16 protein-coding genes and 1 tRNA gene are annotated in these 21,770 nt (G+C 37.1%); 8 read left to right on the top strand and 9 right to left on the bottom strand.

Annotated elements, in window-relative coordinates:
• Nucleotides 1-21 precede the first annotated feature (21 nt).
• The 6 genes from A6M55_RS08950 to A6M55_RS08925 form a co-directional block, all read right to left on the bottom strand.
• Nucleotides 22-1,938: a heparinase II/III family protein gene (locus A6M55_RS08950; RefSeq protein ID WP_064197310.1), complete on the bottom strand. Its 1,917-nt coding sequence runs from the start codon at nucleotides 1,936-1,938 to the stop codon at nucleotides 22-24.
• A gap of 22 nt (nucleotides 1,939-1,960) precedes the next feature.
• A complete protein-coding gene (locus tag A6M55_RS08945; protein WP_064197309.1) occupies nucleotides 1,961-2,788 on the bottom strand; it encodes a sugar phosphate isomerase/epimerase in 828 nt (275 codons plus the stop codon).
• 34 nt (nucleotides 2,789-2,822) lie between these two features.
• Nucleotides 2,823-4,697, bottom strand: coding sequence for a heparinase II/III family protein (locus A6M55_RS08940; protein ID WP_064197308.1), 1,875 nt, complete (start codon nucleotides 4,695-4,697; stop codon nucleotides 2,823-2,825).
• Between the two features lie 128 nt (nucleotides 4,698-4,825).
• Nucleotides 4,826-6,445: a RagB/SusD family nutrient uptake outer membrane protein gene (locus A6M55_RS08935; RefSeq protein ID WP_064197307.1), complete on the bottom strand. Its 1,620-nt coding sequence runs from the start codon at nucleotides 6,443-6,445 to the stop codon at nucleotides 4,826-4,828.
• A gap of 58 nt (nucleotides 6,446-6,503) precedes the next feature.
• On the bottom strand, nucleotides 6,504-9,641 hold the full coding sequence (locus A6M55_RS08930) for a TonB-dependent receptor (protein ID WP_064197306.1): 3,138 nt from the start codon (nucleotides 9,639-9,641) through the stop codon (nucleotides 6,504-6,506).
• Nucleotides 9,642-9,710: 69 nt separating this feature from the next.
• Entirely contained in the window at nucleotides 9,711-10,898 is a 1,188-nt protein-coding gene (locus A6M55_RS08925) for a glycoside hydrolase family 88 protein (RefSeq protein ID WP_064197305.1), read from the bottom strand.
• 344 nt (nucleotides 10,899-11,242) lie between these two features.
• Here A6M55_RS08925 and A6M55_RS08920 point away from each other — a divergent pair, with 344 nt between their 5' ends.
• The 8 genes from A6M55_RS08920 (at nucleotide 11,243) to A6M55_RS08885 (ending at nucleotide 18,594) form a co-directional block, all read left to right on the top strand.
• Complete coding sequence (locus A6M55_RS08920) at nucleotides 11,243-12,259, top strand: LacI family DNA-binding transcriptional regulator (RefSeq protein ID WP_064197304.1); 1,017 nt, start codon at nucleotides 11,243-11,245, stop codon at nucleotides 12,257-12,259.
• A 36-nt stretch (nucleotides 12,260-12,295) separates the two neighbouring features.
• The gene (locus A6M55_RS08915) at nucleotides 12,296-13,132 is read left to right on the top strand and encodes a biotin-dependent carboxyltransferase family protein (protein WP_064197303.1); all 837 of its coding nucleotides are present in this window, start codon (nucleotides 12,296-12,298) and stop codon (nucleotides 13,130-13,132) included.
• Nucleotides 13,113-13,877, top strand: a complete 765-nt coding sequence (locus A6M55_RS08910) for a LamB/YcsF family protein (protein WP_064197302.1) — start codon at nucleotides 13,113-13,115, stop codon at nucleotides 13,875-13,877. Before A6M55_RS08915 ends, A6M55_RS08910 begins: the two co-directional genes overlap by 20 nt.
• Before the next feature lie 3 nt (nucleotides 13,878-13,880).
• Nucleotides 13,881-14,672 (top strand): sterol desaturase family protein, encoded by a 792-nt coding sequence (locus tag A6M55_RS08905; protein ID WP_064197301.1) that lies wholly within the window; start codon nucleotides 13,881-13,883, stop codon nucleotides 14,670-14,672.
• A gap of 29 nt (nucleotides 14,673-14,701) precedes the next feature.
• Nucleotides 14,702-16,018, top strand: coding sequence for an MFS transporter (locus A6M55_RS08900; protein WP_064197300.1), 1,317 nt, complete (start codon nucleotides 14,702-14,704; stop codon nucleotides 16,016-16,018).
• A 152-nt stretch (nucleotides 16,019-16,170) separates the two neighbouring features.
• Nucleotides 16,171-16,245: transfer RNA gene (locus A6M55_RS08895), tRNA-Val, on the top strand.
• A 13-nt stretch (nucleotides 16,246-16,258) separates the two neighbouring features.
• Nucleotides 16,259-17,368 (top strand): glycosyltransferase family 1 protein, encoded by a 1,110-nt coding sequence (locus A6M55_RS08890; RefSeq protein ID WP_064197299.1) that lies wholly within the window; start codon nucleotides 16,259-16,261, stop codon nucleotides 17,366-17,368.
• A 41-nt stretch (nucleotides 17,369-17,409) separates the two neighbouring features.
• Nucleotides 17,410-18,594: a glycosyltransferase gene (locus A6M55_RS08885; RefSeq protein WP_082892967.1), complete on the top strand. Its 1,185-nt coding sequence runs from the start codon at nucleotides 17,410-17,412 to the stop codon at nucleotides 18,592-18,594.
• On the opposite strand, the gene A6M55_RS08880 is transcribed toward A6M55_RS08885, so the two are convergent.
• The 3 genes from A6M55_RS08880 to A6M55_RS08870 form a co-directional block, all read right to left on the bottom strand.
• A complete protein-coding gene (locus A6M55_RS08880) occupies nucleotides 18,591-19,565 on the bottom strand; it encodes an NAD-dependent epimerase/dehydratase family protein (RefSeq protein ID WP_064197297.1) in 975 nt (324 codons plus the stop codon). The genes A6M55_RS08885 and A6M55_RS08880 overlap by 4 nt on opposite strands.
• Before the next feature lie 241 nt (nucleotides 19,566-19,806).
• Nucleotides 19,807-20,526 (bottom strand): bacillithiol biosynthesis deacetylase BshB1, encoded by a 720-nt coding sequence (gene bshB1, locus A6M55_RS08875; RefSeq protein WP_064197296.1) that lies wholly within the window; start codon nucleotides 20,524-20,526, stop codon nucleotides 19,807-19,809.
• Nucleotides 20,527-20,622: 96 nt separating this feature from the next.
• Nucleotides 20,623-21,747, bottom strand: a complete 1,125-nt coding sequence (locus A6M55_RS08870; RefSeq protein WP_064197295.1) for a M23 family metallopeptidase — start codon at nucleotides 21,745-21,747, stop codon at nucleotides 20,623-20,625.
• Nucleotides 21,748-21,770: the final 23 nt, after the last annotated feature.

Here is a 21,770-nt window from a genome sequence, read left to right as displayed (position 1 = left end):
TTCAGAATAATAATTTCGGGTTTAATTAATCCCCAAAGTAAATGAATTTTTTGATTTTTGTACCAAATTTTTACTATTCAAAATAATTCGTTGAACAGGCAAATTATCCCACTTGGTTTTGAAACTTACATATTCCATACCTTCGGTTGAAGGTAAATCGGTCGAAACCTCCCAAACTTTTGGGTCATACTGTAGATTTATTACTTGACCTTTTGGTGTCTTCAGTGTAATTTTTCCAGCCACTGAATTATCAATCGTGCAGATTGTCATAAAAACTTGTTGCAGCGAAGTTGGTTTTTGGTTCAATGCATACTCATCGGTGAGTTCAAGAGTGTTTTTTGTCCGATTCAATTTCACTGTTCTGTTCCAAGATACGATTCCTGCATTTTTATCATACGCATTGGCAATATCAAGGTTGAGAGTTGCTTCTTTTTCTGAAATGGTACTTTTTACATTGCTTGCTTCAAACTCTCGACCTGCTTTCTGACCTAAACCATTAATTATAGGCAAATTATGATACTGTGACTGCGTAAACCATAATTCATAGCGTTGAGCCGAAAAGGTACGAGCAGTATAATTTCCACGACCCGCATCAATAATTACTGGTTCACCATTGGCATAGAGCATAAAATCACCTACGTCGTTGTGGTTGTGACTTTCGGCGTTATGTCCACCGTGGGTTGCCATGAAAAATCCATTACTGGCTCGTGCCGTAAGCACTTGAATATCACCAAACCACGCATCATTGACTGGCACATAAGGAGCAGATTCCTTTTGTACTTGCTTGATAGAAAGGTAGTTTTCGATTCTGCGTGGACGATGATAGCTTCCTCCCATCGAAGCAGAAGTAAAGTTTTTGAACGCCCATTGTCCCATTTGAATCATTTTTTCATCTTTCAAAGCATTTCCGAAACGATAGAGCATCAATCCATCAGGGCGAAGTTTTGGGTCGGCATCGGCAAAATTTACGAAATAATGCCCACCAATATGGGTTTTGTAAACATAGGAAGCCATTTTTTTGATGAGTGGTTCATCATAAATATTGATTTGATTTTTGGTAGCATTGCCCAACAATTCGAGACAATCGAACACACTTGCACCTGCCGCAAACCAATAGCTTGGACCTTCATCACAACCACCGTCTTCTCCAAGTCCGTTGAGGTAAAGGTCAGTTCCGAGCATTGTTCCGTAAATCATTTCAGCACGACGTTTTTCATCTTTTTCGAGCATTAAAGTGGCCGAAATCCAATTCGACATAATCCATGGATTCCAATTATTGACAGCCTTTGTTTTACTCATCCAACCGTAATTATCTGATTTTGTGAGCATTGGCTCGAAAATGCGTTTATTGGTTTCGTAATACATTCTTTTGCGGAGAAGTTTACTAATTTTATCCAATTTTTCACCAACAAAATAGTCAGCCATGCCCAAAACAGAAGCAGTTTCTGCTGAAAACAAATCTACAACGGGATTTTCGACATCTGGTAAACCTCTAATATGAGCAGGAACTCCCCAATAGCTTTCTTCACAAATCGACCAAACTCCATTCATAATTGCCTCCACGAAACGACCTTTATTTTCGACACTTTCAGCCAAAATCAAATCAGTAAGTGCGTTTCGTTTGCCATAAGAAAGTTTTCCATGACGCTCACGGTCGCCCGAACGTACGTAGTCCAAAGAAATGGTTGCCGAAATTGCCTCAAACTTAAATTCGAGTAGTTTTTCGCCATTTTTTACGATGTCTTTCAAAACACTATCAGGCACGGCTGCTTGCCACTCTTCGGGAGTTTTGGGGTATGGGTGATATTCTTTGAGCGGAATCAAGGATTTTTTCACATCATCGAGCGAATATTTCTTTGCAAAAATATTTCGCGGAGTTACTTGGGCAAAAAGCGTTGTGCTAAAAAACAGTACGAAAAAGAATGTTATTTTTTTCATTTTTTTGTCGGAGAAAAAGTTCTTAATAACGGTCTATCATATCCAAAATACCACGCACATAGCCAACCGATTCGGCCAAACCACCTTCGGCATTATCGGCGTCTTTTTCGTATTCGATACTCATAACACCCTGATAATTAACATCTTTGAGAGCTTTCATGAGTTTAGGGATATCAATTACACCACGCCCAATCTGGATAGATTCGCTTTTAGCTACCGTTCCATCGACATCTTTTAAGTGCATATCATACATTCGATGTCCATATTTTTTTATGGCCTCAATCGGATTCATACCAAGCCTAACCACGTGACCAACGTCAATACAAAGACCGATGCGTTTGTCAAGATTCACAATTTTATCATAGACCGTGGCGGGCGTAGGATAAACTTCATCTCCTGGGCCATGATTATGAATCGCCAGTTTGATGTCATTTTCTTTCACATATTTTTCAACCAATGGTAGTAAATCGTGATTAGGTACTCCAATTATCATTTTCATACCAGCCGCTTTGGCATAGCGAAAAGCATTTTTTACTTCGGCTTCATTTTTCATGTAAATCACTCCGCCACCGTAGATATTCAATCCTGCTTCTTTGAATTTTGAGATAGTTGCTTGAATATCGCTATCACTCGCATCAAGCGGCAGGTGAAAACTTTTCAGTGCTATGTCTTTGATATTGAGTCGTTTACAAATATCTATGAGTTGACTCACCGAATATTTTCGTAGCGTATAAGAAGCCAAACCGATTGTAAGTTTAGGAGAGGCTGCTTTTTGTTGAAATGCTAATGCAGGAACACTCAAAGCTGTTATTCCTAAGTATTTCAAAAAAGTTTTTCTTGAATAAGTCATCGTTAAAAAAAGGTTAGGGTGAATAAATCTTTGACTACTTCCAGTCTTTCAATGGAAGAATTTTGATCTTTGAATTTACTTGATTTTCTTCGGGAATCAATAAAACATCGAGAGAAATACTGCTATTGGCTGGAGTTTTAATTTCAAAACCTACCAAAGTTGTACCCGTATTTGGGGCATCGTAATCATGCGAACCTTGAGTTGACCATGTTTTCAAGGTGACATTACTCGGGCTACTCACTTTTAATTGCAATTTTTTGCCTTTTTGCGTGAGTTCCGCAGTTCCATCATTATTGATTTTTACCTCAGCGGGCGTGAGCATTGCCCAGCGAACAGTTGTCTCATTTTCAGCAGCTTTTATTTCATCCTTTACCAAAACATATTTTTTGTCGATAATGGCCACTCCTCGATTGACCGATGTAGCTTTACCTTTATAAACAGCACTAATATCGGTTCTTGCACTCAAGAAATTTGGATTTTTGGAAGCACTATTGATGGTTGCATAACCTTCAACTTTCTGAAATTCACTATCAAAAGCGAGAGTACTATGAGTTAAATTATTGTAACGAAACACCTGCCAACGCTCCGAATCTTGTGCCATTCCCCAAAGTTTTACGCCTTTCGATTCGAGCGATTCGTATTCTTGCATACCAAAATCCATCGACCAGCGTTCACCATTTGCATCCATCACAAACGAACCAACATCCATGTGCCCGTGATTGACCGAGGGCGAACCTGCCTTTAAACCCACATAAATCGCATCAGGTTTCGACCACGAAGTACGCATCATGGCCACAGGATTTTTCCCTTGACCAACCCAAATCATTTCTTTTGGTTCGGTTACTTTTTCTAAACTTATATTTTTGCCCCAAATCATGGTAGCTGGCAAAAGTCTATCACGGTTCATTGACTTATCTTTACCTTGTAAATACTGTTTTTCAGTAAATAAAAGGTTTGAATTTTTGGTTTTATCGGCAAACCAAAACATGGCGGGGCTTAGTCCACTACCATTTCCTGCATCAGAATAATTGAAGTTTTTGCCCGAAGAACCTACCATATTTTGCAAATATCCCGCCGTTTTCAGGAAGCCAGCCGTTTCTGATAAACCAAAATCAGTTTTCAAAACTCGTTGGATTGCATCTAAAAACATCACATTGAAACTTGTGCCGTAGCCCCAATAACTGTAACCTTCGGGGTACGCTCCTTCGGGTTTATAATCTTCCATCGGCAACTTGATTGACTCAATGGCTCGGTCGATTATTTGTTGGGCAAGTGCTGGGTTTTCTTCATAAATCGCCAAAGCTCCGTAGGTCATTCCTGCATTACAAACCTGATTCCAGTTGTGCGATGCCTTTAGCCAGCTATTATACTTTTTGTCAAGCGATGGCTCAATACCTTTTTTTAGAATCGCTTCTTTAATGATGCCTTTTGAAGTGACAGATAAATCATCATAAAGCCAATCGTAGCCAATCGAAACGCCCATTGTCATTTCGGCTACATCTAAAAAATGGCTTGGATTCCAATCGCTGAATTGCGATACTTTTACGAGTTCAACTTCGGCTCTTTCTAAATATTTTTTATCTTTTGTGATGCGGTATGAATATGACAAGAAAAAAACTCGTCGCAGACACTCCCTCGATTTATCGAGCAATCGACGACCAATTTGAATACGTTCGAGCGTTGGTAAAGGAACAATTTTATTGCTTTCATCAATGATTAATTGATTGAGACTTGCCCAAGTTGGGTCGGCTGAGATATTTTTTGCAATAGCATTTTCTTCATCCTTCAACAACAAAATGCGTGGGTGAGCGGGTACTTGGGTTGCTTCGTTGAGATACTTCAACTGTGCACAAGTTTCGTTAGTTAAGAAACCCAACGCAAAAAAAAAGAATATAAATTTAGTTTTCATTGATTAGAACTGGCAAAGGGTTGATAGCGAATCAATTACAGAAAAATACTGCTTTATTTACTTAAACTTTAAAAGCAATGAAAAGCCCTTCCTGAAATACTTCAGAAAGGGCAATTTAGCTTATAAAATTACCAATTTGGATTTTGCTTGAGATTCGGATTCAACGAAATCTCATTCAATGGCAAAGGCCACAAATAATCTTTTGCTGGGTCGAATTTGCGGAAATTTGCAGCTGTAACTAAAATAAAACCATCGGGGGTTACAACAGCTGGTGTTGAAGCTCCAAATTCAGTTTTAAAGAAGAAATTACCTAAAACTGGCTTTGGCAATTCGATTTCAGCTGTTTTCCAACGCATCAAATCCCAGTAACGATGTCCTTCTTGAGCCAATTCTATGCGTCGTTCACGACGAATTTCTTCACGCATATTTAAGCCATTTGTCGTTACAAAAGCATTAGTCAATTTAGCAATTTTACCTCTTGTACGCAGCAAATTAATAGATAAATCTAAGTCAGCATCGCTGATTGTTTCATTTAGCTCATATTTTGCTTCAGCATACGTTAATAATACTTCGGCGTATCGAAGCACTGGGCGGTCGATTGAAGATGCTTGCGTATTCCAATCATCAATATTTGAGAATTTTCTAAAACAGAAACCTGTCTTTTGGAAAACTATATTGGCTATATCAAACACTTTTTTAGTAAAAATATAAGGATCTCCAGCTTTCATCACAGTCTGACTTAATCTGTCATCACGGTTGACAAACACATCCGTGCTTTTCACGGGTGTTTTATAAAGTGGTGATTTTGAAGTCGGTAAGCCATCGCTCATCAAATATGAATCTACCAAACTTTTGGTTGGACTCTTATTACCATTTTCAATCGTTCCTCTATAATAAGTATGCACCAAAACTCGGTCAGTTAGGCTAACACCGTATTGTTTGACGATGATATTCTCTTTGTTCTGTAATCCTTCGCCTTCATACTGAAAAAGATTAAAATAATTTGCAAAAAGGCTATGTTGTTTGCTATCAATCACCGCTTTGGCTGCTGCTACAGCCAATGTAAGGTGCGTTTTTGAGTCGCCATAATTATGAAATTTTGAGCGAGTACCTTCAAAAAGTGCCACACGAGCCTTAAATGCCAATGCACCTGTGTTTGAAATACGTCCGAAATTAGCAGTTCCGAGTGCCGCCATCGTTGGCAATTTCGATGCAGCAAAATCAAGGTCTTGGTAAATTTGTGAAATAATTTCTTCTCTCGGACTGGCTGGGGCAGTTAATTCTGGCGAATTATCGTCCAAAATTTTGAGAATCAATGGCACATTACCATATCTCTGAACCAAAGTATAATAGCCCCAAGCTCTAAAAAAACGGGCTTCTGCCACGTATCTATCAATAACCACCGCACTGGTATTTTCCGAAGCACGAGGGGCCTTTTCGATGATATTGTTGGCCGCTCGAATCAATATATAAGGATTACTATAATTTCCATCCGTGGCAGGTGCAAGGCGTGAACCATCGCTAATGCTATTAGCAGTCAATCCGATTGCATCGTCAGACCAGACATCTTCATTATTAAATGCAGGAATAAATGTATATAGATAATTTGTTGCCGCAATCAAATCTGTTTCCGAACGCCAAAAGGTGGCATCACTGATTGATGTTTCGGGAAGGCGGTCAACTTCACAAGCTGTCATGCCCAAAAATAGCAGACAAGTCGAAAGAATATATTTGAATTTAGATTTCATAAGAAAAATATTTTAATTGGTTAATCGTTGATTATCAGATTTTTACATCTTTTCTAACTTAAAAATTCAAGTTGATACCCGCCGAAGCAGTAGCAAAAAATGGATAATCGTTTTCGATATTGTCTCTTTGTTCTGGGTCGAAATACCCTTTAAATTGCCCTAACTTCGAGAAAGTAAGAATATCTTGTGCCGAGAAGAAGATTCTGGCTCTCGATATTTTCAATCTACTCGATATTTTTTCAGGAATTGTATAACCCACTTGTAGGTTTTTCAGACGTGCGTAGCGGCCATTCAAAAGCCATTTGTCAGACACACGATAGTTGTGGTCTCCGCCTTGAAACGGACGTGGATATAAAGCATCAGGATTTTCAGGAGTCCAATAATCTCGGTGAATGCCCAGTGCTTGCTTCCAAGTTACGATAAGCGGAGCAATTGTTTGAGTTTCTGGTCTGAACGAACGCTTACCAACTCCCTGAATAAATGCGGTAAAGTCAAAACCTTTAAAGTTAAAACCCAACGTTGTACCAAACACATAGCGAGGTTGAGTTGTGCCAAGATACACAAGGTCGCCGAAGTCACTCGTATTTCCTTTTCCAACATTAATTCTACCATCGCCATTGAGGTCTAAATATTTTACATCACCCGCACCAGTTCGATTATCTTGAAATGCCCACGCTTTTACTTCATCGGCCGTTGAAAAATAACCGTCGGTTTTATAACCAAATATACTATTCAGTGGATAACCCTCTACGATGCCGTTAGTTCCCGCTCCAACGATGTTTCTTGCCGAAAAATTAATCAACTCATTCTGGTTATCCGAAAGGTTGGCGGCAACAGTATATGAAAAATCTTTGCCGATTTGTCCTCTATAACGTGCTTCCAATTCCCAACCCCATGATTTTAGTTCACCGTTGTTTTTTCGAGGTGTGCCAATACCAATCACCGCAGGTAGGTTTTGTGGTGTAAGCATATTACGGTTGTATTTTACGTAATAATCACCATTGATTTGTAACCTGTTTTTTAGCACGCCAATATCAAAACCAACATTGGTTGTTTCGATAGTTTCCCAAGAAAGTGACTGCGATGGAATAGAGCCTTGAAAAAGATACGAAGCACGAGAATCGCCCAAAACTAAGGCAGAACCACGACTCAACTGACTCAGATAATCATAGTTACCGAGAATACTTCCGCCCAAAGCACCGCCCAAGCGTCCCCAAGAAGCACGAAGTTTAAATTCAGAAAGGAAGTTTACATCTTTCATAAAGCCCTCACGGTGAACATTCCAACCCGCCGAAGCCGAAGGGAAATATTTTACTCGCAAGCCAGGGGCAAGTTTTGAGTTGTCATCACGTCGGATAGTTGCTTCAAGGAGATATTTGCCATCATAATTATAATTGAATCTACTAAAAACCGATTGCGAAGCATTTGTTCCGATAAATTGGCTATTAGTTTTTGTTTTATCGTCACCCAAATTAAGCGTCGGTAAATCATTACTTACCAAGTTGGTTGCTCCTGCACTTACACTTTCCTGTCTAAAGTTTTCGTAGTTATAACCTACTAATACACCTAAATTATGCTTTTGGGCAATAGCAATATCATAATTAGCTAATAACTGTAAGTTGGTATTGTTTATTAATTCTTCAAAAATATTATAGCTATTAACCTGATTTACGTAGCTCAATATTTTTCCTCGTCCCCAAAGTGGAACTGTTCGAGCAAAGTTTTTCCTATCCGAAAGACGGTACTGTGTACCTGCAACGGCAGTAAGCCTTAGACCTTTTACGATATTATTTGCTCGCAAAGTTGCAGTTCCATCAAAAAAGTCTCTTTTCAATATATTATATCCACCCGATTCAAGGCGAGCATAAGCCGTTGCGGCTGAGCCAGCTCCATTATACTGTCCATCAGGGGTAAAAAACGGTGTACGAGTACGCAAACGATAAAGCTCATAAATAACTCCCTGACCATTCAAACCACCCGAAACTGCATCTTGCTGGTCTTTCGTATATGACAAACGGGTATCAATTGAGAAGATTTTGCTCAATTGAGCTCCCATATTGAGGCGAACATTATATCGTTTGTAATCATCGGGACCAACTTTGAAGATTCCGTCTTTTCCATAATACCCCCCTGATAACAAGAAATTTAGTTTCTCATTTCCGCCTGACATACTCAAATTTTGAGTGGTCATTGAAGAGTATTTTTTCAAGATTTGGTCGGTCAGTGGTTCTTGATTATAAAATAAATAAGTAGTCGTATCGGCTGGGTTTACCACATAAGGCACACCATCTCTGATTCTTTGAAGGTCTAATTCAGTATATTCAGGGCCAGCTCCTGAATTTTTCTTGGCTAAATTAGAGAATTCGGCTTCTTCCAAAAGTGTCATTCGACTCGGAATATTGATCGACCAATCAGTACCTTGTTGAGCCAAATAATTAAATTTCACTTTACCCGACTTCGCTTTTTTTGTAGTAATCAAAATTACACCACCTGCTGCTTGTGCTCCGTAAATCGAAGCAGCGGCAGCATCTTTTAGCACACTGATGCTTTCAACATCATTAGGATTCATTGTTTGAAGTGTGTTACCTGGAACAGTTACTCCATCAAGCACAACCAAAGGGTCGATATTTCCATTAGCTGATGATGCACCACGAATCTGAATACCAATACCTTCGCTCCCTGGCTGACCATTTGAACGAGTAACGATAAGCCCAGGGCTTGTACCTTGCAAAGCATTAGCCAAATTACTCGACGGACGATTTTCGATGGCCTTTGAGTCAATAGTTGAAACTGCACCCGTCAAATTGACTTTTTTCTGAGTACCATAACCTACCACAACAACCTCTTCAAGAGATTTTGAGTCGGTGGCCATACTTACAATGATGTTTGTCTGATTTCCTACTTCAATTTCTTGTGTTTCATAGCCTAAAAAACTAAATACCAACACTGAGTTTTTATTAGGGACTTTTATAGAAAAATCTCCTTTGGCATCAGTAGTAGCTCCACGAGAAGTACCTTTTATGGTAATACTTACACCTGGCAATGTTTCCCCTTTTTCAGCATCACTTACTTTTCCTGTGATTGTGATGTCAGCAGCGTAGCTACAAACTGCAAAAAGCAGCGTAAAAAGCGTGTAAACAAACCTATGCTTGATTGTTTCGTTTACAGATCGAAATAAAAGTAAATAATGTTTCATAGAATTTTGGATAGAATGTTAGAATGAACGTTTACATTTTTATTTAAAGTAGTGTAGATTTAGTGAATTTTAGAACAATTTCTTCTTAGTTCGCAAGGCTTCATATCTCAAAAGACCTTCCAAATAATAATAATCGGCATAAACAAGTGGCACATCAATCTCTGAGTTTCCAGGTTTATGCCCTGTACTATGCATCAATATAAAATGATTATTTTTTCCGAGTTCAGCTTTGAATGCAGTTGTAGATAGTGTTTCAAGCATTTTCACTGCCGAATTGTAGTAAGTTTTAGCATCTTTACCACCATAAGTACTCAGTTCTAATAATGCTGAGGCACAAATTGCTCCAGCCGAAGCGTCACGTTCTTCGCCTTGTTTACTAAAATCCCAATACGGAATCATATCAGCTGGAAGTGTAGGATTTCTAAGATAGAAATTGGCAATATTTCGTGCAAAATCAAGGTATTTCTTATCTTTTGTTTCACGATACATAACCGTATATCCATAAAGCCCCCATGCTTGGCCTCTTGCCCAAGCCGACTCGTCGGCTGCTCCTTGGTGCGTTTTCTTTGCCAAAACTTCACCATTTTCACCATATAATAATACATGATAGCTACTGAAATCGGGGCGATAATGATTTTTCATCGTATTATCCGCATGAGTTACACTTAAATCGTAAAGGTTTTTATCACCTGATTCTTTTGCTGCCCAAAACAAAAATTCCAAATTCATCATATTATCAATGATAACAGGGTACTTATAGCCACCTTTAAAGCTTTCCCAAGATTTAATCAAACCGATTTTAGGATTAAATCTCGTTGCTAAAGACTTCGCTCCTGTAAGCATAATTTCTTTATAAGCAGGATTTTTTGTTAGACGATAGCCATTCCCAAAAGGACAATAGAGCATAAAGCCCAAATCATGGGTGCGGGTATTAAACTTTTCTTTCTCAACTGCCATCGTCCATTTATGGGCAGCATCTTTCCATTTTGGGTCATTGTTATATTGGTAAATATACCAGAGCGAACCACCAAAAAAACCACTGCACCACCAGTCAGACTTCATATCTCGAGGGGTACCATCTGGCTGTGTTGACTGTGGAAATTTTGTCAAATCTTGATGTGCAGCGAGCATACCCTCATATTGTTTGGCGGCGAACTCAAATTCTTTTTTTACATCGAGTTTAGACTGTCCAAATGATGCAATTGATACTACCAATAATAGAGAAAGAGAATACTTTTTGAGGTAAATTTGTCTCATTAGTTTACGAATTAAGAGTATTGGAAAAATACAATAAATAAATATTTTTTTATATATAGATAAAAGTCAATTTAATTATCTATTTATTAATGAATTTAATTAATATTTATAAATATAAGGCTCAATTATTAATTATCAAAGAAAAAATAGTAGAAAAATTACATTTATTTTTATTAATTCATGCAAACGTAACCGCAAACGTAACCGCAAACGTTTGCATTTATATTAATTTTTATACTATCTCTCAATAAATTTATATTACCTTCGTTTGCTAAATTTTTTATTTACATTTGAAAGCCTATTAGACCCTTAGAATATATTGTAAAAGTTATATTTTATCTATTATGCAGCGAAGAACCCCTGTGACAATTAAAGATATTGCACAAACACTTAACATTTCTGTTTCTACAGTTTCAAGGGCTCTGCGTGGAATGCCAGAAATTCACCCAGATACTAAAGGTGCAATTTTGAAACTGGCCGAAGAAATGGACTACCAACCTAATCAACTGGCCAAAAATTTAGTGGGAAATCGCACAAAAACAATTGGGGTGATTGTGCCTGCATTGAGTTACTATTTCTTCGCCTCCATGCTCAATAGTATAGAAGAAGCTGCCATGCAAGCTGGGTACAGTGTAATGGTTTGTCAGACCAACGAGTCATATATAAGAGAGGTAGCACAAATTCAAAATATGCTCAATTCTCAGGTTGAGGGTTTTATTATTTCCTTGGCTCGTGATTCGCTCGACTATGACCACATCAACCGGCTAATCCGAAAACAAATACCTCTTGTACTATTTGATAGATATACTGATAAAATTGAAAGTTCTAAAGTAATTGTAGATAATAAACAAGCAGCTTTTAAGGCTACTATGCACTTGATAGAAAAAGGTTGTCGTAGATTAGCTTGCTTGGCTGGGCCGCCGCATCTTGAAATCAGTAATCAACGTTTAGATGGTTTTAGAGAAGCAATTATAAGCAGTGGGTTGCAGTATGAAGAACAATACGTAAGTCACAGTGATTTTACACAAGAAAATACAATCATCCAGGCCAGTAATATGATGAGCCTTAGTAATCCGCCTGATGGTATCCTTACTATGAGTGATAACATTGCATTTTCAACGATGTATGCACTCAAACAACGAGGTCTTAGAATTCCCGAAGATGTGGCTATGGTCAGTTTTAATAATGAGCCTACTTGCATGTACCTTACACCTTCGATAACCAGTATCAGTCAACCTATTCGAGAAATGGGAACTCAGGCTGTCAGATTATTGCTCAAACAACTCGAAGCTGATAAGATAGAACCCGAAACCATAATACTTGATACACAATTAGTTATTAGAGAATCGTCATTAAAATAAAAATTTATTAATTTTAGGGAAAATAATGATTCAAAAGTGAAATTCATTAAGCCAGGGTTACTTTCAACATATCAAAATTTAGGAAATAATGGTCTTCGACATTTGGGCGTCAATCCGAGTGGAGCAATGGACAGGTTTTCGGTAAAACTACTAAATATTGCTCTACAAAATGATGAAAATCAACCTATTTTGGAAATGCACTTTCCTGCCCCCGAAATATTGTTTGAAGAGGATGCAGTTATTATCATCGGTGGTGCAGATTTTTCTCCAACGATTGATAATGAGCCTATCATAAACTGGAAAACAATTTTGGTTAAAACTGGTAATATTCTTAGATTTAAGAAATTAATTGCTGGCAGCCGAGCGTATTTGGCAACAAAAAAGTCTGAAAATACATTTTTACCTTATATAGGACTGACATCCAACTTTGTTCACCAAAAAACAATCCGTTTCACCGAGGGTAACGAATTTGAATTATTGACCGAAAAAAGCAAAGAATCGTTTGAAAATCAAAGTTTTACCATTTCAAAAGACTCAAACCGAATGGGCTACCGAATGAATGCTGAGCCATTACAAGTAGATACAAAAAAAGAATTGGTAAGTTCGGCAGTAGATTTTGGTACAATTCAACTTCTACCAAGTGGACAAATAATTGTTCTCATGGCCGACCACCAAACCAGTGGAGGCTACCCCCGACTTGGAAATGTTATTTCGGTTGACTTACCCAAATTAGCTCAAAGCAACTTGAATAGCATAATTATATTCAAAAAGGTTTCAATTGAAGAAGCCGAAGATTTATTAATAAAACAAGAACTCGAACTTCAGAAACTAAAAGCAAGCATCAGATTTTTCAATGATAAGCAAAAAAATTGACCTTAACTGCGACATGGGCGAAGCATTCGGTGCTTGGTCAATGGGAAATGACACTGCTTTGATGGAGCTGATTTCGTCGGCTAACATTGCTTGTGGTTTTCATGCAGGCGATGCCACTATTATGCGAAAAACTGCTCAATTGGCTCTCGAAAAAAAAGTTGCCATCGGAGCTCATCCAGCATTTCCTGATTTACAAGGTTTCGGTCGACGTAGTATGCAGCTTTCACCACAAGAAGTTTATGATATTTGTGTGTATCAGATTGGAGCAATGTTCGGCACAATTAGAGCATTAGGCGGAAAACTTCACCACGTAAAACCACACGGTGCCTTGTATAATATGGCGGCCAAAGATGCCAATTTAGCAAAATCAATTGCCAGAGCAACTAAAGCCATCCATCCAGACTTAATTTTGTATGGGTTATCGGGAAGTCATTTAATAACGGAGGCCGAAAAAATAGGTTTACGAACTGCATCCGAAGTTTTTGCCGACCGAACTTATCAAAACGATGGTAATCTAACACCTCGAACGCAAGCCAATGCGATGATTGAAAGTACACAAGACGCTGTCAATCAAGTAATTATGATGATTGAAAAACAATGTATCATTTCAACAGAAGGTATAGAAGTTCCTCTCAAAGCTGATACGATATGTATTCATGGAGACGGAAATCACGCCGTTGAATTTGCAGAAGAATTAAGAAATGCTCTTTTGAACAAAAATATATCCATCGAAACCATTAAATAAGCCATGCTCCTTCCTAAAAACCTATATCAACTCTTCACTTTCATTTTTACTTCAAGCCTTGTGCGTTATTTAGTCATTGCTGGCATCTCATTTCTGATATATTACGTTGGATTAAAAAATAAAATTTCTTACAAAAAGATTCAATTAAAATTCCCAAAAACTACTGATTATCAGCGTGAAATACTTTATTCGCTAATAACATTTCTCATTTTTGGAATCGTTGGTGTTTTGCTTTTCAATCCAATAATCTCACCTTATACACTGACTTACTACAAAATTTCTGACTATGGTTGGGGATATTTTATACTATCGTTTTTTCTGACATTACTCATTCACGATACCTATTTCTATTGGATGCACCGCCTGATGCATCACCCGAAACTATTTAAGTATTTTCATAAAGTTCATCATCAATCTACTAACCCAAATCCGTGGACATCCTTTTCATTTCAGCCACTCGAAGGCTTTGTTGAAGCAGGAATTTTTGTCGTTTTCGCTTTTGTGCTACCTTTGCACCCAATCATCATGCTTTCGTTCCTTGTTTTTATGACTTCCTATAATGTTTACGGACATTTAGGTTGGGAATGGCTTCCGAAAAATGGACATAAACATTGGTTTTGGAAATGGCTCAATAGCTCGGTGATGCATAATCAACACCATCACTATTTCAAAAATAATTACGGCTTGTATTTTAGTTTTTGGGATAGAGCAATGGGAACACTTGACAAAAATTACGAAAATGAATTTATAGCACTAAAAGAAAGAACACAATCTGACCTTTTATCTCAACATTAACACCGTCAAACTAACTTACTACTAAAACAATGTTTGAAAAAAATCAAAAGAAGGTACTAAACGCTTGGACAATGTATGATTGGGCGAATTCAGTACATAACCTCGTAATAACAACAGTTGTTTTTCCGATGTATTTTCTGGCAACCACTTCCGAAAAAGATGCAGACGGAAAGGTCATTAATGATATTGTAGATTTCTTTGGAATTCAGATTCAAAATTCGGTTTTATACTCCTACACAATTTCGGCTGCTACACTCCTACTCGTCATTCTCAACCCAATTCTTACACCATTGGCCGATTCGAGCGGGCGACGTAAGTTTTTTATGAAAATCTTCTGTTATCTCGGAGCAGCCAGTTGTGCCTATTTTTACTTTTTTACGAGGGGAAATGTAAACCCTGCCGTTATTGCGTTCGGGCTTTCGATAGTCGGTTGGGGTGGAAGTATCGTTTTTTATAACTCATTTCTCCCGGTAATTGCTACCGAAGACCGTTTCGATAATCTAAGTGCAAAAGGCTTTACGATGGGCTATATTGGCAGCGTTATACTACTGATAGTCAACTTATTAATGATTATGCAGCCAACATTATTTGGTTTAACTCAGGCTGATTCTGATTCAGGTTTCACGGCCCGAATTTCATTTCTAACTGTTGGCCTTTGGTGGGCTTTATTCGCTCAAATTCCGTTTTATTATTTGCCGAAAGATGAGCCCAAGTCATTTAAAACAGGCCGTCTAACCACTGGTGTTCAAGAATTGATCAAGGTTATTAAAGAAGTCAGAAAAAATAAACTCATCACTAAGTTTTTAATGGCGTTTTTATTCTATGATATGGGTGTTATGACGGTTATTTATGTAGCTACAATTTTTGCAGATAAAGAATTACACATCGAGAAGCAAGGACTTATCATTACACTTTTGCTTATTCAGCTGATTGCCATTCCTGGCTCATATTTAGCCTCATGGTTGTCGAGCAAGTTCGGAAATACCAAAGGACTTTTGGTTTTTATATTCATTTGGTCATTTATGCCTTTGGCAGCTTATTTCACCACTACTCAAAATGAATTTTATGTCATTGCAGCAGTAGTAGGCTTAGTAATGGGCGGAATTCAATCACTTTCTCGCTCTACTTTTGCCAAATTAATTCCAGATAATACAACTGATACTGCATCATATTTTGGATTTTATGATATTGTAGAAAAAGTTGCTATCACACTCGGAACACTTATTTTTGGATTCGTTGGACAAATAACTGGCAATATGCGAAACTCAGTTCTAACAATTTTAGTATTTTTTATTGTTGGATTTATATTACTGATGCGAGTGCCATCAAAAAAAGTTTATCATTAAAATCAATCTGAATGGTTGGTAGAAAAGCATAAAAATCATATCTTTGTGATACAATTTTTGCAGTACAGTTATAATAGTATCAGAATATTTGATATTAGTTTTGAATATCAAATGATTTGTTTGAAAAATGTACTACTAATTTATTCAAAAACAGGATGTTAGCTCAGTTGGTTTAGAGTGTCGCCTCGACAAGGCGAAGGTCATCGGTTCGAGCCCGATACGTCCTACTTTTTCTCCTTTATGAAAGTTCTTTATGACCACCAATCATTTTCAGGTTCAAAATATGGCGGAGTAGCAAGATATTTCTACGACTTGATGTATAATCTAAAATACGAACAAGGTGTTGAGGTTGATTTAGCACTCTTATTCTCGAATAATGATTACCTAAAAAATGGTGAGATAAAGCACGTGACTCCTTTCAGTTTTTTCTTGGGTTATGCCAAAACCAATATGCTTTTTTCGCATATCAATCGACTGAATAGTGCAGTACAAATTGCTCGGCAGAATTATGATGTTTTTCATCCAACTTATTTCAAAGATTATTTTCAAGCTTTTCTTGGAAAAAAGCCTTTTGTCATCACTCATCACGATGTAATTCCTGAAAAATTCTCTACTCAATATGCAGGTTTAGATGGATTTGATATAAATCAGAAGAAAAAAATCTTAGATAAAGCCTCAAAAATCATTGCCGTTTCGGAAAATACAAAGCAGGATATTTTGGATATTTTCGGAGTTGCTCCCGAAAAAGTAGAGGTAATATATCATTCTACTCATTTTGTGACTTTTCAACCCAATCCTACTATTAAGATTTCAACTCCAAAAAGATACTTGCTATATGTTGGGAGTAGATATAATTACAAAAATTTTGATATTTATATTGAATCAATAGCCCCTATTCTGAAAAAACAAGATGATTTATATCTAATTTGTTCTGGAAATGGCAAATTTACCCAATCTGAACAAGAGTTATTTATTCGATTAAAAGTAGAAAAACAAATTCTTCATCATGAAATTGATAGTGATGATGTGCTTTATCAGTTGTATAAAAATGCAATAGCATTTGTCTATCCTTCTTTATACGAAGGCTTCGGAATTCCTATCATTGAAGCATTTGCCTGTGATTGCCCTGTTATCTTAAGCGACCGTTCTTGCTTTCCAGAAGTTGGACAAGACGCTGCTCTATATTTTAATCCTGATGACAAAGAAAATATCGCTTTTCAGATTGAGAAAGTTATTGAAAATGCTGATTTACGAACAGAATTAATACAAAAAGGCAGAAAACGTCTACAAGATTTTTCACCAACAATTACTGCAAAAAAAACACTTGAAGTCTATAAAAGTGTGCTGTAAAACTTCAAATAACTTAAACAAAAGCCTAAAAAACTTAAAATATGCGAATTATTATTTGTGATATATATGTCAGATTAGTTGGTCATAATTTAGGTCATATACAGAATATCCTCCGATTTTTAGAAAATCATCCATCAAACGATGAATATATATTTCTACTCAATCCCGATGCACAAAACATTCCCTCAGTAAAAACAACTGCCAAGAATGTGAAAATAACTTTCTTTACTGAAGAAGAATTTGCACCATTTAATTCAGGCATGACGATTATCAAGTCTACTCAAATAATTTGGAAACATATTACTCGCTATGCAACTGATTATCAAGCAAATAGAGTAATTATGATGATGCTTGATATGTTTCAGCATACGATTGGAAGTAGTCGTTTTCCGTGCCAAATCAGTGGAATAATGTTCAATCCATACCCACGTGTAATTCCGCAAGATTCGACTTTAAGAGCCAAACAAAAATCGACTATTACGAAGGCAAGAAAACTTTTTACTACTTGGTGGATGTGCCGCAATGCTCAGCTAAAAAAGGTTTTTATATTCAATGATAGAGAAACTATCAAAAATATGAATGAAACATTGGGAACGAAAATTTTCACCTATCTTCCAGACCCTGTCTATGATTATCCAACTCGTGAAGGCTTAGTTATCAGAGAAAAATACAAGATTGCTGCTCATAAAAAGATTTTTTTAGCCTTTGGATTTATTGATGAGAAAAAAAATGTAGTGAATTTGCTAAAAGCAATGCAACAACTCACAGCCGATGATGCAGAAAATACTTGCCTTTTGGTAGTCGGAAAAATCCATGAAGCAAATCGAGCTGCATTAATGCAAGCGTTAGATACTGCAAAAGCTATAAGACCAGAACTACAAGTTGAGCTTGAAAGTAGATTTGTCGATGATGATGAAATGGAAGCGTACGTTGGGCAAAGTGATATTGTATCGGTAGCATATATCAATTTCTTTTCTTCAAGTGGTGTAATTGGTTTAGCAGCAAGACATAATAAACCAGTTTTGGCAACAAAATTTGGTGTTGTGGGAGACCTTACTCGTGAATACAATTTAGGCATAACCGTTGATGGGTTTAATCCAGAAGAAATAAAACAGGCGATTATAAGTTTCCAAAACACAAAAAACACTTACCCAGAAAGAGCAAGTGTTTTTGTAAAAAATCACAGTAGTGAAAATTTTATTAAGTCTTTACTTGAAATTAATTAAGCCATTTCAACCTCTTTAATTGCTTGTTCAGCAATCCAATGATATGTTTTGGTGATCCCATCTCTTAGTGAATTAGATGGTGCCCAACCCAATTTTTCTTGAATCAAAGCATTATCTGAATTTCTTCCACGAACGCCCTCCGGGCCTGTGATATTCTTGATGGTTATGTTTTTACCAGAAATTTCAGCAATTAATTTAGCAAAATCATTGATTGAGATCATTTCTTCAGAACCAATATTTACAGGGCCAGAGAAATCAGACTCCATCAAACGGCGGATTCCTTCAACACATTCGTCAACATACAAAAACGAACGAGTTTGTTTTCCATCGCCCCATATTTCGATAGTTCCGCCATCACCTGCCTCTATTACCTTACGGCAAATTGCGGCTGGAGCTTTCTCTTTACCTCCTCTCCAAGTTCCTTGTGGTCCAAAAATATTATGGAAACGAGCTATTTTAACATTAATACCTAAATTACGTTGGTAAGTAAGATACAAACGTTCACTGAAAAGTTTTTCCCAACCATATTCGCTATCAGGAGCAGCAGGATAAGCTGATTCTTCTGAGCATTTTGGGTTTTCTGGGTCAAGTTGGTTATATTCAGGATACATACAAGCCGATGAAGAATAAAAGATTTTCTTTACTCCAGCTTGTTGTGCTGCATGCAACATATTTAGATTACAAAGTGCCGAATTATGCATTACGGCTGCATCATTTTCGCCAGTAAAAATATATCCTGCACCACCCATATCAGCAGCCAATTGATATACCTCATCAAAACCACCTTCAACTACTTGATGACAGATAACGGGGTCTGTCAAATCTCCAATTACAAATTCGTCTGCATTTCCGTTACCGTACTCATTATATTTTAAATCTACACCTCTTACCCAATAACCTTCACTTTTCAAGCGATTAACCAAATGGCCGCCAATAAAGCCACCTGCTCCACAAACTAATGCTCTTTTCATGTAATTTAATTATCGAAATGAATATTTTAAATTCTAAATAAAGTACAAATTTAATAAATGAAACCTAAAAATTATATAAAAGACACAAAGATTTATTAAAATGATTACCATTTAGATAAATCATACCACTTAATATATATTTTTTGCACTAAATGTGTAATTTATCTACAACTTTTAACATCAAAATATTCTTGTTTCTTGGGGTTTTATATTTTAAAAAAAGAAAAGAATCTAAAAATTATTATATCAAGTCAAAGAAGGTTTTAACGCCGATTATCTTTGTTTTAGTATATCCTTCACCAAATTTTGCACCAATCATGTGCCCCATTTCCTGTGAACGAGCTTTTAAAAATTCTAAGAATTCAGGACTTGTTAGATACGATTCAGGTTCTGTGCTATTTGGGTCATGAAACTGGCTTTTATAAGCTCTGATAGATGCTTCTTTCACCTCCCAATAATCTGAAATATCAACAACCAAGTCTGGTTTGATAAATCTATCTTGAATGTAGTGATACAATGCTTTGGGTCGCCATTCTTTTTGTGGTGTACCATCAGTATCCAATGTTTGAATCATTCTTAAACCCGAATAAAAACAAGCATCTACTGCCAAAGCGGCACCTTTTCCGTGGTCTGGGTGACGGTCTTCGATAGCATTTGCCAAAACTACATCTGGTTGATAACGGCGGATAGCAGCTATTAATTTTAGTTGATGCTCTTCATCGTTTTTAAAGAAACCATCTCTAAAACCAAGGTTTTCTCTGGCTGATATATTCAGGATTTTTGATGCTGCTGCTGCTTCAGATGCTCTGATTTCAGGAGTACCACGGGTGCCGAGTTCGCCTTTGGTAAAATCTATGATGCCTACTTTTTTTCCTTGTGCTATGGCTGAGGCAATTGTTCCGCCGCACGACATTTCGGCATCATCGGGATGAGCGGCCAACACAACTAAATCTAATTTCATTTGTTACTTGATATTGTTGAACTGTATTATGATATAAAAAAAAAGCGACGTAAAAAGTTTCACGTCGCTGATTTTCATTGTATTTTCTTTTAATTCTTACTTTACACGTAGCCGATAGCCAACACGTAACCGAGAAGAAGAGCGTATTTTATTTAGTTTACAAATTTCAGCAACCGATGTATTGAATTTGTTTGCAATTTCACTAAGATTTTCACCTGAACGCACTCTGTACCACATTTTTCTATTAATTGCAACTGGTTCATCGTACTCGAAATCACCTTTACTTGCACCACCTCTCAGATAATCATACACACGAGACGTCATTAAGAAATCTTGCGAAACTATATTGATTTGACTCGGACTAAAGTTGAAAATATTTCTTGGGTCAAATGGATTTCCTTCGTAACGAGTCTCAAAATGAAGGTGTGGCCCCGAGCTACGTCCAGTACTTCCACCCTTACCGATTTCATCACCTGCTTTTACGATTGTGTTTGGCTCAAAATTGATTTTTGATAGGTGTCCATAAAGTGTTTCGAGTCCATTATAATGGCGAATCACTACACATCTTCCATAAGCCCCACGGGTACTCGCCACCCTAATGATTCCATCAAATGCAGCATAAACTGGTTCTCCAGTATCTAAATCAAGGTCTTGACCAGTATGCCAGCGTTTCCATCTCCATCCAAATGGCGAGTTGGTTACACCTTTACTCAATGGTCCTGCCCAGTATCTTCCTTGCGAAATATCATATAATTGAATCGGAACGACATCATCAAATTCTTTGGCATCAATACCATAAGGATCAACAGAATCTGTATCCCAAACTGAGAAATAACTGGCAATTTTTACCATTTCGTCACTTCCTACGAATTGAGCCTCGTCTTCGATTTCAACAATTTGCACTTCACCTTCATCAATACTTGAGGTATCTTCATGAACGGCAGTGTTTAGCTCTTTGATAGGTTCGATTTTTACTGCTGGTGCAGATTCAACCACTTTGGGAGTTTCAAATTCGTTGACAAATCGAAGTTTTGGTTCTTCCTCAAAACTAAATTCATCATCTTCTTTTTTATCCTTATTGAAGTTTTTGTCTTTAGAATTTGATTCTTTCTGTTTTGAAGGAATATTTGGTTTATTCAATTTTAACCCTCGCTCACGTTGGGCAAAAGTTGCACTTGAAAAAGCCAATGCAATGATAATCGGTAATATAGCCTTTTTCATATTTGTTTGTTTTGGTTATAAGG

This window comes from Emticicia sp. MM (genome assembly GCF_001649495.1).
The sequence above is the reverse complement of the archived record's forward strand: the minus strand, read 5'-3'. Positions and strand labels throughout refer to the sequence as shown.